The sequence below is a fragment of the Pseudomonas gessardii genome, from assembly GCF_001983165.1.
Lineage (GTDB): Bacteria > Pseudomonadota > Gammaproteobacteria > Pseudomonadales > Pseudomonadaceae > Aquipseudomonas > Aquipseudomonas gessardii.
This window is the reverse complement of sequence record NZ_MNPU01000012.1, coordinates 23085-38941: the sequence shown is the minus strand read 5'-3', so window position 1 is coordinate 38941 and position 15857 is coordinate 23085. Positions and strand designations below refer to the sequence as shown.

Sequence of the window (15857 nt, the reverse complement as noted above, 5' to 3'; positions counted from 1 at the left end):
AGGCCAGTTGTCGTACTCCACACCAGCCAGACATGCCCCCCTACAGGAAGCAGGAGGCGCCGTTGTCGTTATGTAGCCATTTTGGAGAAACCATGAGCCAGGCCGTCCTCGCCCAAGAAACCAATCGCCGCCAATTGCAGCAGATCATTTCCGGCCTGTCCGACGGGGTGATTCTTGCCGAGATCGATCAGACAATCCTTTGGGCCAACGAGGCGGCGCTGACCATGCACGGCCTGGACGAGATTGCCGGGCTGGGGGCCAACACCGCCGAATACGCCGAGCGCTTTGGCCTGCGCTATCGCAACAATCACCCGCTGGCCCTGGAGGCCTATCCGCTGAGCCGGGTGGCCAACGGTGAAGAATTCAGTGACGTGGTGGTCGAAGTCACGCCCACCGCCGACACCGACCGCACCTGGGTCCATCGCCTGCGCAGCCTGGCGCTCACCGACAGCGCCGGCAAGCCGGAGTTGCTGGTGCTGATCTTGAGCGATGCCACCGAATGGGCCAGCGCCGAACAGCGCTTTGAAAAAACCTTCAACGCCAACCCGGCGCCGGCGGTGATCTGCCGCTTGAGTGATTTGCGCTATATCAAGGTCAACCAGGGTTTCCTGGAAATGACCGGCCACAACCGCGACCAGGTGATCGGCCGTTCGGTGTACGAACTGGACGTGCTGGAACAGGCCGAGCGCAAGGAGCTGGCCATCCAGCGCCTGAGCGAAGGGGCGACCATCCCGCAGATGCAAGCCGAACTGAAGCTGCCCGAAGGCGGCAGCAAACTGGTGATTGTCGCCGGCCAGCCGCTGGATATGAACGATGAGGAATGCATGTTGTTTTCCTTCACCGACCTTGAGCCCCGGCGCAAGGCCGAGACCGCCCTGCGCCAGAGCGAGGAACGCTTTGCCAAGTCCTTCCGCCTGACACCGGTGCCAACCCTGGTGTGCGATGCAGACAACTTGCAGGTGGTGGACGTCAACGATGCGTTCATGAGCATCACCGGCTATACCAGTGAAGAACTGATCGGCAAATCCATCAGCGAGATCAACTTTATCGACAGCCGCGACGCCTGCACGCAGCTGTTCGCCACCCTGGAAAAAGCCGGCAACCTCGACGGCCATGACCTGAAGATCCGCAAGAAAGGCCATGAGGTGATTGATTGCGTGGTGTCGGCTGACACCGTGTGCATCCAGGACACCGCCTGTTACCTGCTGGTGATGATGAATATCACCGAGCGCAAACGCTCGGAGCTGGAGTTGGTGTCGGCCATCGAGGAAGTGATGAAGGACGCATCCTGGTTCAGCCAGACCCTGATCGAAAAACTGGCCAACGCCAAGAGCGTCAACAGCCCCAACCTGCCAAACATCGCCTTCACCGACCTGACCGCCCGCGAACGGGATGTGCTGGGGTTGATCTGCGAAGGCCTGGCCGACAAGGAAATCGCCTCGCGCCTGAAGCTGGCGCCCAATACCGTGCGCAATCATGTGGCCACGGTGTATTCCAAGCTCAATGTGCACAGCCGCAGTGCCGCCATCGTCTGGGCCCGGGAACGCGGGCTGTTTGCCGGGGAGCGACGGGTAAAAACCGCAAAATAAGGTGCAAATGCACTAGGGCTACCAGTGCAAATTCGCCTTATTGCACGCCGATACGCTGCTTAACCTTGAAGGGTAGGCACAGGGTGTGAAGCCCTGGGTCAAGGTGATTTTTTGCCCTTGAAGGAGGCATCATGAAAAGTGAACAGGTCAAAGGCCGCGTTGAAAAAGCCGTGGGCAAGGCTCAGGATTTCCTCGGCGAGATGACCGATGACGAACAACTCCAGGCCCGGGGCGTAGCCCGCCAGGCAGCCGGCCAACTGCAACAGACCTATGGCGATGTGCTGGACAATGTTGGCGACTTTGCCCAACGCAAGCCCCTGGCCACCGTGGCAATCGTGGCTGGCGTGGGTCTGCTGCTGGGCCTGTTGTTGCGTCGTCGTTAATGGGGGCTGGCATGTTTACCCTGGCCCAACTGCGAAACTGCATCGAAGAAGCCCTGTTGCCGCTGACCTGCGAATTCACCCTGTGCCGCGACTCATCACTGACGCTGAAGGTATTTGATGCCGAAAGCGGCCGCGTGGACCTGGTCGTCACCGGGATCAGCGTGAACAAGCTCAAGACCCCGCAGGACGTCGCGACGATGGTCGAGGAACTGCGCTATGAGTTGCACAGCAACACCGTGGGCGGGGCGATCTCCATCTGACCCCACCCCTTTGTAGGCACTTATCCCCTGTGGGATAGGGGATACAGCTCCGCGCGTGAGTCTTGCCACGCCTACAAAGAGCGTGGCTTCAACGATGCACCGATAAAGTAGAACAACCCCCCGGCCACGATAAACCCCGCCAGCATGTAGAACATGTAGTGCGCCGGCAGGCTGGCCAGTACCAGCCCGCATAACACCGGCCCCAGCGCGGCGCCGAGGTTGGAGAGGTTTTGCGCGCCGTAGTACATGCCGCGCAGGTGGTCCGGGGCGATGCGGTCGATAAACATGTATTCGGCGGGGAACACGATGATTTCCCCCACGGTAAAGATCGCCATCGACACCACCCACCACCACACGCTGGTGGACAGCGCAAAGCCCATCACCCCCAGCATGAACATGCCCAGCCCCAGGAGCAGCCAGCGGCTCAGGTGACGGTGGCTGATCTGCCGGCCAATCACGTATTGCAGGGCGATCACCAGCAGGGCGTTGGTGGTCAGGATGGCGCTGATTACGCTGTAGGTGTATTCGGCGTCAGAAGTGGTCACCAGGTACTGCGACAGGTAGGCAGTGAACTGCCCGAACACCACCGCGCTCAGCAATCCGCCAAGGGTGAAGCACACCAGGCGATGATCGCGCAGCAGCACCCGGCCCACCGCGAGGAAGGGCACCGGCTTTTGCGCGGTGTCCACCGTAGCCAGGCTGCGGTCGCCCCAGCGCCAGTAGAGCAGGAAGAAACCGATCCCCAGCAGCACCGACAAGACAAACGGCAGGCTCATATCAACCTTGGCCACCATCGCCCCCAAAAACGGCCCTACCGCATAGCCGATATTGGTCAGGGTGTACTTGATGGAAAACACTTCACTGCGCGCATCGACGGGCAACAGGCTGGCAAACCCGGCCTTGACCGCGACATCGATCACCGCATACGCCAGGTTGATCAGGATCAGGCAACTGTAGAAAAGCCACAGCTCGCGGGCCAGCAGCGTGCCGACAAACCCCAGCACGAACAGCAGGCTCAGGCCCAGCAACAGCCGGTAGCTGTTGACCCGGTCCACGAGGAAACCGCCATACACACTCAGCAGGGAACCGACGATCAGCGAACTGCCGATCACCAGACCCACTTCGCTGATGCCCAGGGCAAAGTGGCTGGACAGGTAGATCACCATGTACGGAAAGGTGATCGCCTTGGCCAGGGTCAGAATCAGCGTGGCTGACAGCAGCAGGTTTACGCTGCGGGGGTAGTTTCTTATGGTTTTAAGCATCCTGCTCTCTTTGCCTGGCGGCATGCGTTGCGCGGGGAATAAGCCGCTACCTTAACGCAGGATGAGCGGCAGAAAAGGCTGTTTTATGCATTTATGCAAAATTTAAATCCACAATCCTGAATAACGTGTATACGGTACTACTCTCTTTGCGCCAGCCTACTGACGAGTCCAAGAACAATGAAAACAGCTCTGCCGCGCACCAAACTATTGGCCAGCGCCTTGATTGTGATCGCGGTGATCGGCGGCGCAACGTATTACCTGCTGGGCCGCAATGCTGACACCGACCTGCTTGAAGGCGCCGAGTACAGCGAGGCACAGCTCGATGAGGGCGGTGTGGATGGCATTCGGGACCTGCCCTTGGCGCAAGCGAAAAAACGCCTGAATTACCTGATCCTCGATATGCGCGACAACCTCAATCGCATCGCGATGATCGAAAGCATGCGCCTGGAAATCGGCCCGGCCACCCCCGCGTCCAACGAGCCCCAGGCCCAGAAAGAACTGAGCTACGAAAAGCCCTTCGCGCCCTTCCCCGATCAACAACTGAAGGCGGCGTTGACCACCCTCAAGCAAACACCGCTGCACTTCCAACAGGTGTTTTTCGACAATGGCTCCGGGCTCAACCTGGATGTCGAAACAATCCGCGACACCCTCAAGCTTGGCGCGCTGCCGGATCAGGAAAGCCAAGGCAGCTACCAGATCCAGACCGTGCATTTTCGCGATGGCACCCAACAGCCGTTCGCCGATGTGGTCCTTGAGGACGCCAATCGTGAAGCAGAGCCAAACCACACCAGCACCGAGCTGAAGGTCAACAAGCCGGTTGAACGCCTCCAGGTTGCCCTGCACTACCAGGCTTACCCAGGCTTCAGGAAAATCCTGCTGGACCCGGCCAACCCGAAAGCCACCGGTGAAAACGGCGAGGCTTACCAGCTGACAGCCCTGGGCGATTCACGCGCCGCCCTGCAACTGGCCACGCCAAAGCACAAGTCCTATGTGATCCAGGGCCTGACCGCCGACGGCAAGACCCTGTACAGCGGCGGCAGCAGCACCAACACCTCGCCCACGGCCGAACAAAAGGCCAACCTGCAGGCGTACTACAACGAACTGTTGCGCATGGCAGATAACTTCGCCGACTTCAAAAGTGCCGCGGCCGTGCAGGATCATCTGGAAAAATTCGCCAGCAGCCTGCCCAGCTCAGACAGCGAGCTGAGCAATGTCCAGGTGACTTACCAGTTTGAAGACACGCCTGCCAGTGTGGTCATCTACCTGCTGGAGCCGGCGCAACCGCAGACGATCGATCTGGAAATGAGCAACAGCCTGCCCCCCCGTGAACGCTACATTGCCTTCGACAGTGCCAGCGAAAAAAAGGGCTTTATCGATAACCAGGGAAAATGGGTGGTCAAGCCACGCTTCGAGCGTATCGAGTACACCGAGATGCCCGATGTCTACCAGATGATGGTCGGCGAAAAATCCTCGGGCGAGGGCTGGAGCCAGCTGTTGTTCAAGTACTTTGCCTTTGTGCCGGGGACCCACACCCTCAATGAACTGCCGTTCGAGAGCATCGAGAAGCAGATAAACGACCGGCTGGTGGTAGTCCAGCGCGAAACCAACGGCCCCTATGGCATCTACGACGTCAAGAAATTGCAGCTCGTGGTGCCGATGAAGTACATCAACCCCAATGTCATCGGCAATGTGTTCATCGCCCGTCCGGGCCAGAAAACCTATGGTTCCGACTCGCTGTACGGCGCCTGGAGCCTGAGTGGCCAGGAACTGCTGGCGCCGCGCTATTCCAGCGTTAACGCAGAAGGCGCGTTTATCTACGCCACCTCTGCCGACAAGCAGCAAACCGACGTCTACGACCTGGGCATGAAAAAACTCAACCCGGCCAGCGCGACGGTCTTCGGCCAGTTTATCCAGGGCCAGCCCTTGCTGATCCAGGACCGTGGCAGCCGCAAATACAGCTTTATCAACGAACAGGGCAAGGCGCTGCCTTTTAGCCTGCCCTTCGATGACGTCAACCCGTTCTCCAACGGCATGGCGGTGGTGCAAAAGGGCAGCCGCTATGGCGCCATCGATGTGCACGGCAAACTGCGCGTGCCGGTGACCTACAGCACACTCAACCCCTTCCAGAAAAACCTGGCCTCAGCGCAAATGGACGGGTTTGAAGGCCTGGTATTGATCGACAAAAACAACCGCGTGGTGAAAAAACTGGGTTCGTATACCAGCTACAGCTTCCCGTCCAACAGCAACGAAGCGACCTATAGCATCTGGGATACGCAGGTGCCGAACCGAATCAATGTGTTCGATGCCGATGGCAACCAGACCGATAGCTTCGAGCGCGAGTGAGTTGATACAGCTTGCCAGCGATAACCCAGCGCTATCAGGGAGCCTGTGGTGCCTGTGGGTTTTTCGCGAGCAAGCTCGCTCCTACAAGGGGGGGCTCTTGCGCCTGTGAAATTAATCCTGTAATTTTTCATGAAATTTTTAGAAAAGAATTTCACGAAGCGCCATGGACAAACAAGAAGAACTGGACGCCCTGGCGATCCTGATCCACGACCTGCGTAAATACAAAAAACTGACCCTGGCCCAGTTGGCGCAAAAGATCGAGCGCTCCGTGGGGTTCCTGTCCCAGGTCGAGCGCGGGTTGTCGCGCCCGACCGTGGCGGACCTGACGGCCATCAGCCATGCGCTGGACGTGCCCACCACCTACTTCTACAGCCTGTCCAAGCCCAAGACGGTGGCTTGGGTCACCCGCCCCAACGAGCGGCGCACGGTGTATTACGCCAATGGCATCACCGACATCCTCGTCTCGCCCAGCATGCAGGGGGCGTTTTCGATCCTCGACAGCCTGCTCGAACCCGGCGCCAACAGTGGCGAGCAAACCATGAGCGACCGCGCCGAACAGGCCGGCTTTGTGCTTGAAGGCCACCTGACGCTGTGGGTCGAAGGCGAGGCCGACGCGGTCACCCTCGGCCCCGGCGACAGCTTTCACCTGGCCAGTTTCGCCCACTGCCGCTACGGCAACCTGACCGACCTGCCGGCCCGCGTGCTGTGGGTCTATAACTGAGGCACACCAAGGAGCGTCACCCGTGAAAAGCCATTCCTCCACGTTACTGGCCGAAGTGCGGACCTTTCGCCAGAACCATCCCGAGGTACGTTACGTCGACCTGATTGCCCTGGACATCCCCGGGCGTTTCTACGGCAAGCGCTACCCGGTTGAAATGTTGGAAAAAGTCGCCGCCGGCAGCCCCCTGAAGCTGCCACAGAACGCGGTGTTGCTGGGCGCCCAGGGCGGTTTGTTCAAGATCGGCGACTACTGCTTCCACGACGGCGACCCCGACGCCAACCGCCGCCTGGTGCCCGGCACGCTCAAGCCGGTGAGCTGGGAAGCGCAACCCCTGGGGCAGATGCTGATCACCTCCGACGGCACCGAAGCCCCCATCGAATTTGAACCCCGCGAAGTGTTGGCCAAGGTCCTGGAGCGCTTGCACGGCAAGGGCATTCACCCGGTGGTGGCGTTCGAGCTGGAGTTCTACCTGTTCGACCGCAAACTCGCCGACGGCCTGCCGCAATTTGCCCGCGACCCGTTGAGCGACGACCCCGATGACCAACCGACCCTGCATATCGAGCGGCTGTCGCGTTTCGCCCCGGTGCTCAATGACATGGTGCAGACCGCCCAGGCCCAAGGGATCGACATTACGGTGATCACCGCCGAGCTGGGCCCCGGCCAGTTCGAGATCAATTTCGGCCACCTCGACGACGGCCTGCGCGCCGCCGACTGGGCCGCCCTGTTCTGCCGCAGCACCCGTGGCGTGGCGCTCAAGCATGGCTATCGCGCCAGCTTCATGGCCAAGCCCTACCTGCAACATCCGGGCAGTGGCATGCATGTGCATGTCAGCCTGTACGACGCCGCCGGTAACAACCTGCTGGCGGCGCACCAGCAACAGCCCTTGCGCCACGCGGTGGCGGGCTGCCTGGAACTGCTGCCGCACTGCATGCCGATTTTCTCGCCCAACCACAACGCCTTCCGCCGCCTGGGCGGTACGGTCAATGCCGCCACCCAGGCCAGTTGGGGTTATGAGGACCGGGATGCCTGCGTGCGCATTCCCGAGTCCGACCCGCGCAACCTGCGGATCGAACATCGGCTGGCCAGTGCCGACGCCAACCCGTACCTGGTGCTGGCGGCGATCCTGGTCGGGCTTGAACACGGCCTGGAGGCGGCGCGCGAACCTATCGCACCGCTGAACGAAGACCGCGCCAGCGGCCAGGCTTTCCCCCTGGAAATGCTTGAGGCCGTGCGCGCCATGCAGCAGCAACCGGCCCTGCGCGAAGGCTTGGGCGCGGAGTTTGTCGACGTCTATTGCGAAAACAAACGCCAGGATCACCTGGCCTTCCAGCAGGAGATCAATGCGCGGGAATATCGCTGGTATCTGTAGATACCGAGCACCCTGCACAGCCCTTGTGGGAGCTGGCCTGCTCCCACATTTTGAGCTTCGTGGCCTTGAGTAAGGTGTTATTTTGAAAAAGCCCGACCATCGCCCTCTCCTGCGGACTGCCCATGACCGACCAAAGCGCCCCTGCCCTCAAGGAAATCTTCAACCTCGAACGCCTGCAGCACATCGCCGATGAGATGAGCGCGGTGTACCCGCCATTCGATGCCAGGGGGTTTCTCAAGCACGCCAGCCGCGACCTCGCCGGTTTGTCGGTGATGCAGCGCATGGCCCGGGTCAGTGAAAGCCTGCATGCGGTGATGCCCCTGGACTACGCGCACACCCTCCCGCATCTGTATGCCCTGGCCCCGCGCCTGAACAGTGGTTTTGTCAGCCTGTTCCTCGGGCACTATGTGGCCAGCTATGGCCTGGATGACTTCCAGCGCTCGATGGCGGCGCTCAAGTACTTCACCACCTTTGGCTCTGCCGAGTTTGCCGTGCGGGCATTTCTGCTCAAGGATTTCGAGCGCACCCTGGCGGTGATGCAGCAGTGGTCACTGGATGACAATGAACATGTACGCCGCCTCGCCAGCGAGGGTTCGCGCCCGAGGTTGCCGTGGTCGTTTCGCCTGGCCCGGGTGCAGGCCGACCCGCGCCTGTGCGCGTCGATCCTGGATAACCTCAAGGCTGACACGAGCCTGTATGTGCGCAAGTCCGTGGCCAACCACCTCAACGACATCACCAAGGACCACCCCGACTGGGTGCTGGAGGTGATCGAGCGCTGGTCCCTGGACAACCCCCACACCGCCTGGATCGCCCGCCACGCCCTGCGCAGCCTGATCAAGCAGGGCAATACCCGCGCGTTGACGATCATGGGCGCAGGCGCGCGGGCCGAGGTGCAGATCCACCAGTTCAAGGTCGAGCCGGCGGTGATTCGCCTGGGTGAGCGCATCAACCTGTCGTTTACCCTGGAATCCATGGCCAGCGCCCCGCAAAAGCTGGTGGTGGACTACGCCATCGACTATGTAAAAAGCGCCGGCCATAGCGCCGCCAAGGTGTTCAAGCTCAAGGCCTTTACCCTCGGCGCGGGTGAACGGCATACCGTGCTGCGTGGCCAACACATCCGCGACATGAGCACGCGCAAGCACTACCCTGGCCAGCACACCGTGCATGTGCTGGTGAACGGCGAACGCCTGGCCAGCAGCGGATTCGAGCTACTCGGCTGACCCTTCCTACGAAGCTAAAGGCTCTATCCCGGGCCTTTCAGCGATATTTATTGTCCTACAATACTGGCCTTTGGTGTTGCGATCCATTATCATCTGAAATCTCTTGATACCTGCCAGGGTATCCGTGTCAACGTTCCACCCGAGGCGCCCATGCACCGTTTCTCGTTTTACCGCCCTTTGATTTGCGCCAGTCTGGGGCTTGTTTCGCACACCGCTCATGCGGCGTTGCAACCCATGGCCGAAGCGGCACTTGCCAATGAATCCGAGCTGCATTGCCACTTCAACCGCGATGCCAGCACCGATTGCACCACCACCTACCGCTACACCATCCTCCAGCCCAGCGGCCGGGAGATCTTGTCGCGAATCGACTTCAACTATGCCGAAGGCGATGGTTTTGAAGTGCTGCACGCCGAGTCCACCCAACCCGGCGGCAAGCCCCAGGCGCTGGACGCGGCGCAGATCGATACGCGCACCGCGCCCAACCCCGACCAGGGGTTTTCAAGGCTCAAGCAAACGTCATTGGCTTTTCCCAACCTGCGGGTCGGCACGCAGGTCCGCTATACCGTGCGCGAACATCACCCGGCCAAGCCGCTGATGACCGAATTCCACTACGCCCTGCAGTTCGGCCCCAGCAATGCCCGTCGCGACCGGCTCAAGGCACGCTTCACCGCGGAACGGCCCATCGAGTGGCGTGCCGAGTTGATGGACGGTTTCACCATCACCCCCTCGGTCAATCGCAAGACCCTGGATATCGAGCAAAAGGCGCCGACCTATCTCAACTACATCAACGAATCGGGCCACGCCTATATCCGCCTGATCCCACGTCTCGAAGTGGGCAGCAGCCTGGATGTGCAAAAGCACTTCGGCGGCTTTGCCCAGCGCTACAACCAGATCCTCGCCGCCAAGCTGCCGGCTGGCAGTGCCGCCGCCGTTGCCGCGGTGAAGGGCTTGGACCCGGCGCAGCAAGTGGCCGGCCTGATGCAGCACATCAACGACCACTACCGCTACCTGGGTGACTGGCGGGCCACCGATCGCGGCTATGTGCCGTTTAACCTGGCGGAGATCGAACAGCACGGTTATGGCGACTGCAAAGACCTGTCCATCCTCCTGGCGGCCATGCTCAAGGCCAGCGGGATCAAGGCCGAAACCGCCTGGGTCAGCCGTGGGGATGTGGTGGATTCACTGCTGGTGCCGGGCACTGGCGCGCCCAACCATGCCATCGTGCGTGCCGAAGTGGCCGGCCAGGTGTGGTGGCTGGACCCGACCAACCCGGTGTTCGCCCCGGGCCAGACCCTGCCCGATATCCAGGACCGCTGGGTGCTGGTCAACGATGCCCAGGGCCGGGTGCGCGAGGAACACATCCCCCTGGCGCGCCCTGACACCAGCATCCGCCTGGACAAGCAGGTGCACTATGACAAACAGGGCAACGGCACGACCCGCGCCAGCATCACCTTCAGCCGCCTGACGCTGATGCAGTTGAGCATCGCGGACCGCGAACAAGGGGCTACCGCCACCGATCAGAACATCTGCGACAACTTCGGCCGCGAGATCAGCGATTGCCAGGTCACCCGCCAGCCCACCGGGTTCGTGCAGCCCGACACCTATACAGTCAAGGCCAGCATGACCGACCTGGGCGCCCTGGAAAAACTCGACGAAGGCTATGTCTACACCGACCAGTCCCTGAAGGAGAAGTGGGACGAACTGCTCAACTACCGCCGCAACGGGCAACAGGGCGACCTGTACCTGGGCAATCCAGACACCATCGACTACACCGTTACCTTGACCGGCGGGCAGATGGACAAGCCGGTCCAGGGCTGCAAGGTCAGCTCGCCCTGGTATGACCTGGAACTCGATGGCGAACGGCTCAAGGATGGCTTGCGTTACCACTACCGGTTGACCCAGAAAGTGCGCTGGTTGAGCCATGATGAAATCGTCAGTGCACCGTTTGAAAAGATGATCAACGATGCCCGGGCGTGTGGTGAACAGGTGCATCAGACGGTAAAACTCTAATATGTGGGAGCTGTCTCGCCCTGCGAGGCTGCGATGACGGTGGGTCAGTGAACTTATCTGCTACTGATACACCGCCATCGCTGGCAAGCCAGCTCCCACATTTGATATCTGTAAAGCCCCCTTGCCCTTCGCTACTCGCCCAACAACAGCCCCTGTTCCTGGGCGCACAACTCCACCACGTAATCCCACAACACCCGCAACCGCACCGACTTGTGCAATTCGCGCCGGGAGCTGATCCAGTAGCTGCGCTGGATGCTTTCCTGCGGCAACAACGGCACCAGGTCCGGGTCGCCGGCAGCCATGAAGCACGGCAACACGGCAACCCCCAACCCCGAGCGCGCGGCCTGGTGCTGGGCAATCACGCTGGTGCTGTGGAATACCACCCGGGGGTTGCGGCAAAAGCTGCTGAGAAACTTCAACTCCTGGCTGAACAACAGGTCGTCAACGTAATCGATCCAGGCATGGGCGGCCAGGTCTTCGCGTTTCTCGATGGCCGGCATGCGCGCCAGGTAACTGCGGCTAGCGTAGAGGGCCAGGCGGTAGTCGGTGAGCTTGCGCGTGACCAGTTGATCGACACTGGGGCGCTCCAGGTGGATGCTGATCTCGGCCTCGCGGTTGAGGATGCTGACAAACCGCGGCACCGCCACCAATTCCACTTCCAGCCCTGGATAACGCTCGAACAGGCCGCCCATACGGCTAGCGAGGAACATCACCCCCAAGCCTTCGGCCACCCCCAGGCGAATCTTGCCCAGGGGCGCGGCGGAATGGGTCAGCTCCTCTTCGGCCAGCAGCGCCACGTTCTCCATGGCTTCGGCATGCTTGAGCAGCGCTTCACCCGACGGCGTCAGTTCATAACCCTGGGCGTGCTGCACAAACAGCGCCGTGCCGAGGCTTTTCTCGATGGCCTCGATATGCCGGGCCACGGTGGCATGTGTAGTTTTCAGGCGCTGGGCGGCGGTGAGCAGGCGCCCGCTGCGCTGCAACTCCAGGAAGTACCGCAGGTCATTCCAGTCGAACATGCCACCTCCCTTCTCGGCCATGGGCGCAGCGCTGTTTAAAAACGCACAGCAGCTGGGTAAAAACTAACATTTTTAAGACGAAAACTAACAACTAGGATGAAGCCAATAAGAAAAACAAGCGAGACCCCAGATGACTATTGCACCTGCGCAATACGATTACGTGGTGGTAGGCGCCGGCCCTGCGGGCTGCCTGCTGGCCAATCGACTGTCCGCCAACCCTGCCCATCGCGTGTTGCTGCTTGAAGCGGGCGGGCGCGACAACTATCCCTGGATCCATATCCCCGTCGGCTACCTGTTCTGCATCGGCAACCCGCGCACCGACTGGTGCTTCAAGACCGAGGCCCAGCCAGGCCTGCAAGGCCGTGCGCTGAGCTATCCACGGGGCAAGGTATTGGGCGGTTGCTCGTCGATCAACGGCATGATCTACATGCGCGGCCAGGCCGGCGACTACGACGGCTGGGCCGCCGAAGGCAATCCCGGCTGGGCTTGGGACGATGTATTGCCGCTGTTCAAACACAGCGAAAACCACTTTGCCGGCGCCTCGCCCCTGCACGGCGACAACGGCGAATGGCGCGTGGAACAACAGCGCCTGCACTGGCCGATCCTCGACGCCTTCCGCGAAGCCGCCAAGCAAAGCGGTATCGCCAGCATCGACGACTTCAACCAGGGCGATAACGAGGGGTGTGGCTACTTCCAGGTCAACCAGAAAAGCGGCGTGCGCTGGAATGCGGCCAAGGCGTTTCTCAAGCCCATCCGCCAGCGCGCCAACCTCACGGTACTCACGGGCGTAGAAGTCGACCGCGTGCTCCTGGAACACGGGCGCGCCAGTGCCGTGGTGGGCCGCCAGCAAGGGCAAGCGGTGACGTGGCAAGCCCACAAGGAAATCATCCTGTGCGCCGGGGCGGTGGGTTCGCCCGGCATCCTGCAGCGCTCCGGTATCGGTCCTGCCAGCGTGCTCAAGCCCTTGGGCATCGAGGTGCGGCACGAACTGCCAGGGGTCGGTGGCAACCTGCAGGATCACTTGCAACTGCGGCTGATCTACAAGCTGGAAAACGCCCGCACCCTGAACCAGATCGCCGGCTCCGTGTGGGGCAAGATGGGCATGGGCCTGCAATACCTGTATGACCGCAGCGGCCCGCTGTCCATGGCCCCCAGCCAACTCGGCGCCTTCGCCCGCTCGGGGCCGGAGCAGACTTCGGCCAACCTCCAATACCACGTGCAGCCACTGTCGCTGGAACGCTTTGGCGAGCCGCTGCACACATTCCCGGCGTTTACCGCGTCGGTCTGTGACTTGCGCCCACAGAGTCGCGGGCGCATCGATATCCGTTCGGCTGACCCGGCGGCCGCGCCGCTGATCCAGCCCAACTACCTGAGCCATCCAGAAGATTTACGCGTGGCCGCCGCGGCCATCCGCCTGACCCGGCGCATTGTCGGCGCCCAGGCCCTGCGCCCGTTCAACCCGGTGGAATACCTGCCCGGTGAGGCGTTGCAAAGCGACGAGCAATTGCAGGAAGCCGCGGCGCGGATCGGCACCACGATCTTTCATCCGGTCGGCACCTGCCGCATGGGCCATGGTCAAGACGCCGTGGTCGATGCCCAACTGCGCGTGCATGGCGTACCCGGCCTGCGCATCGCCGATGCCTCGATCATGCCGCGCATCACCTCCGGCAATACCTGCTCACCCACGTTGATGATCGCGGAAAAAGCCGCGCAACTGATCCTGTCCCCTCCCACAAGGAACTTCAGCCCCGAACCAGAACTGACAACACCGGCATGACCTGTCGGCGCGAGTTTGCTCGCGCCGGCCGGGCAAGAGCGGCGCTGAAGTTGGCGCCGACAGTGGGACAACAATAAATAATCACTGTGAGGACTACCCCATGTCAGAACGTGCTCAACCCCTGAACGCCCTACCGGGCGCCACTGTCACCAGCAAGGAGTCGCAAAAGGTCATCTTCGCCTCGTCCCTGGGGACGGTGTTCGAGTGGTATGACTTTTTCCTCTATGGCGCCCTCGCGGCGGTGATCAGCAAGCAATTTTTTGCCGGGGTCAACGACACCACGGCCTTTATCTTCGCCCTGATGGCCTTTGCCGCCGGCTTTGTGGTACGGCCGTTCGGCGCGCTGGTATTCGGCCGCCTGGGCGATATGATCGGGCGCAAGTACACCTTCCTCGCCACCATCGTCCTGATGGGCGTGGCGACCTTCTGTGTAGGCCTGTTGCCCACCTACGCCAGCATCGGCATCGCCGCGCCGATCATCCTGGTGGTGCTGCGCATGCTCCAGGGCCTGGCCCTGGGCGGCGAATACGGCGGCGCCGCGACCTATGTCGCCGAGCACGCCCCGGCCGGCAAGCGCGGGTTCCACACCAGCTGGATTCAATCCACCGCCACCCTTGGCCTGCTGCTGTCGTTGTTGGTGGTACTGGGTTGCCGTTACTTCACCGGCGATCAATTTGAAGTCTGGGGCTGGCGCCTGCCGTTCCTGCTGTCGATCGTGCTGCTGGGCATTTCCACCTGGATCCGCATGAGCCTGCACGAATCCCCCGCGTTCCTGAAAATGAAAGAGGAAGGCAAGGCCAGCAAGGCGCCGATCCGCGAGTCGTTCGGCAACTGGGAAAACCTCAAGGTGGTGCTGATTGCGCTGTTCAGCATCAACGCCGGCCAGGCCGTGACCTTCTACGCGGCACAGTTCTATGTGCTGTTCTTCCTGACCCAGTTCCTGAAGATGGACCCGGCCCTGGCCAATATGCTGCTGATCATCAGCGTGGTAATTGGCGCGCCGTTCTTTATCTTCTTCGGCTGGCTGTCGGACAAATGGGGGCGCAAGCCGGTGCTGATGGTCGGCCTGCTGCTGGCCACCGCGCTGTACTTCCCGATCTTCAAGGGCCTGGCCCACTACACCAACCCGGCCATGGACCAGGCCAGCCGCCAGGCCCCGATCACCGTACTGGCGGACCCGGCCACCTGCACCTTCCAGTTCGACCCGGTGGGCAAGGCGCGCTTTGACAGCCCATGCGACAAGGTCAAGACCTTCCTGGTCAAACAGGGCCTGCCCTACAGCAGCGAAGCCGCACCGGCCGGCAGCGCCGTGCAAGTGAGCATCGGCGATGTGCGCATCGACGGCTACGACGAAGACGCCCTGCGCGGCGCCGTGACCCTGGCCGGCTACCCGAAATCGGCGGACGTGGCCCAGGTCAACAAAACCATGGTGGTGGTGCTGATCGTCGCCCTGATCCTGATCGCCGCGATGTGCTATGGCCCGCTGGCTGCGCTGATGGTGGAACTGTTCCCGACGCGCATCCGCTACACGTCCATGTCGCTGCCCTACCACATCGGTAACGGCTGGTTTGGCGGGTTCCTGCCAACCGTGTCGTTTGCCCTGGTGGTGTACACCGGCGATATCTTCTACGGGCTGTGGTACCCGGTGGTGATTACCGGGGTGAGCCTGATCGTGGGGCTGCTATGCCTGAAGGAAACCAAGAACGTGGATCTGGATAAAAACTAATATCCCGCAAACCCTGTAAATCCCTTGTGGGAGCGGGCTTGCCCGCGATAGCGGTGGGTCAGTCAATGAATGTACTGACTGGCACACCCCCTATCGCGGGCAAGCCCGCTCCCACATTGGTTTCCCGCCGCCCACACAAATTGCTGTATATCCATCCAGATAAAGGTTGCTCAATTCC

Annotated in this window: 12 protein-coding genes; 10 read left to right on the top strand and 2 right to left on the bottom strand. The window is 61.3% G+C overall.

Annotated elements, in window-relative coordinates:
* Positions 1–92: 92 nt before the first annotated feature.
* From BLL38_RS10915 to BLL38_RS10905, 3 genes are all read left to right on the top strand, one after another.
* A complete protein-coding gene (locus BLL38_RS10915) occupies positions 93–1589 on the top strand; it encodes a PAS domain S-box protein (RefSeq protein WP_076962588.1) in 1497 nt (498 codons plus the stop codon).
* Positions 1590–1720: 131 nt separating this feature from the next.
* The gene (locus BLL38_RS10910; RefSeq protein WP_076962587.1) at positions 1721–1972 is read left to right on the top strand and encodes a CsbD family protein; all 252 of its coding nucleotides are present in this window, start codon (positions 1721–1723) and stop codon (positions 1970–1972) included.
* A gap of 11 nt (positions 1973–1983) precedes the next feature.
* On the top strand, positions 1984–2232 hold the full coding sequence (locus BLL38_RS10905; protein ID WP_076962586.1) for a DUF1652 domain-containing protein: 249 nt from the start codon (positions 1984–1986) through the stop codon (positions 2230–2232).
* Positions 2233–2303: 71 nt separating this feature from the next.
* Here BLL38_RS10905 and BLL38_RS10900 read toward each other — a convergent pair whose 3' ends face one another.
* Entirely contained in the window at positions 2304–3494 is a 1191-nt protein-coding gene (locus BLL38_RS10900) for an MFS transporter (RefSeq protein ID WP_076962585.1), read from the bottom strand.
* A gap of 177 nt (positions 3495–3671) precedes the next feature.
* On the opposite strand from BLL38_RS10900, the gene BLL38_RS10895 reads away from it, so the two are divergent.
* From BLL38_RS10895 to BLL38_RS10875, 5 genes are all read left to right on the top strand, one after another.
* On the top strand, positions 3672–5837 hold the full coding sequence (locus tag BLL38_RS10895; RefSeq protein WP_076962584.1) for a WG repeat-containing protein: 2166 nt from the start codon (positions 3672–3674) through the stop codon (positions 5835–5837).
* A 163-nt stretch (positions 5838–6000) separates the two neighbouring features.
* Positions 6001–6558 (top strand): helix-turn-helix domain-containing protein, encoded by a 558-nt coding sequence (locus tag BLL38_RS10890; protein ID WP_076962583.1) that lies wholly within the window; start codon positions 6001–6003, stop codon positions 6556–6558.
* Positions 6559–6580: 22 nt separating this feature from the next.
* On the top strand, positions 6581–7927 hold the full coding sequence (locus BLL38_RS10885) for a glutamine synthetase family protein (protein ID WP_076962582.1): 1347 nt from the start codon (positions 6581–6583) through the stop codon (positions 7925–7927).
* A 122-nt stretch (positions 7928–8049) separates the two neighbouring features.
* Positions 8050–9147, top strand: coding sequence for a DNA alkylation repair protein (locus tag BLL38_RS10880; RefSeq protein WP_076962581.1), 1098 nt, complete (start codon positions 8050–8052; stop codon positions 9145–9147).
* Between the two features lie 150 nt (positions 9148–9297).
* Positions 9298–11157, top strand: a complete 1860-nt coding sequence (locus BLL38_RS10875; RefSeq protein WP_076962580.1) for a DUF3857 domain-containing transglutaminase family protein — start codon at positions 9298–9300, stop codon at positions 11155–11157.
* 131 nt (positions 11158–11288) lie between these two features.
* Here BLL38_RS10875 and BLL38_RS10870 read toward each other — a convergent pair whose 3' ends face one another.
* A complete protein-coding gene (locus BLL38_RS10870; protein ID WP_076962579.1) occupies positions 11289–12176 on the bottom strand; it encodes a LysR family transcriptional regulator in 888 nt (295 codons plus the stop codon).
* Between the two features lie 130 nt (positions 12177–12306).
* Between BLL38_RS10870 and BLL38_RS10865 the strand changes: the two genes are divergently transcribed.
* The gene (locus BLL38_RS10865) at positions 12307–13953 is read left to right on the top strand and encodes a GMC family oxidoreductase (protein WP_076962578.1); all 1647 of its coding nucleotides are present in this window, start codon (positions 12307–12309) and stop codon (positions 13951–13953) included.
* A 100-nt stretch (positions 13954–14053) separates the two neighbouring features.
* A complete protein-coding gene (locus tag BLL38_RS10860; protein ID WP_076962577.1) occupies positions 14054–15679 on the top strand; it encodes an MFS transporter in 1626 nt (541 codons plus the stop codon).
* The last annotated feature ends 178 nt before the right edge of the window (positions 15680–15857 follow it).

Coding starts and splice junctions, on each gene's coding strand:
- BLL38_RS10875 (WP_076962580.1), top strand. CDS start 9,298: ATGCACCGTTTCTCGTTTTACCGCCCTTTGATTTGCGCCAGTCTGGGG.
- BLL38_RS10865 (WP_076962578.1), top strand. CDS start 12,307: ATGACTATTGCACCTGCGCAATACGATTACGTGGTGGTAGGCGCCGGC.
- BLL38_RS10860 (WP_076962577.1), top strand. CDS start 14,054: ATGTCAGAACGTGCTCAACCCCTGAACGCCCTACCGGGCGCCACTGTC.
- BLL38_RS10895 (WP_076962584.1), top strand. CDS start 3,672: ATGAAAACAGCTCTGCCGCGCACCAAACTATTGGCCAGCGCCTTGATT.
- BLL38_RS10905 (WP_076962586.1), top strand. CDS start 1,984: ATGTTTACCCTGGCCCAACTGCGAAACTGCATCGAAGAAGCCCTGTTG.
- BLL38_RS10910 (WP_076962587.1), top strand. CDS start 1,721: ATGAAAAGTGAACAGGTCAAAGGCCGCGTTGAAAAAGCCGTGGGCAAG.
- BLL38_RS10890 (WP_076962583.1), top strand. CDS start 6,001: ATGGACAAACAAGAAGAACTGGACGCCCTGGCGATCCTGATCCACGAC.
- BLL38_RS10915 (WP_076962588.1), top strand. CDS start 93: ATGAGCCAGGCCGTCCTCGCCCAAGAAACCAATCGCCGCCAATTGCAG.
- BLL38_RS10880 (WP_076962581.1), top strand. CDS start 8,050: ATGACCGACCAAAGCGCCCCTGCCCTCAAGGAAATCTTCAACCTCGAA.
- BLL38_RS10870 (WP_076962579.1), bottom strand. CDS start 12,176: ATGTTCGACTGGAATGACCTGCGGTACTTCCTGGAGTTGCAGCGCAGC.
- BLL38_RS10900 (WP_076962585.1), bottom strand. CDS start 3,494: ATGCTTAAAACCATAAGAAACTACCCCCGCAGCGTAAACCTGCTGCTG.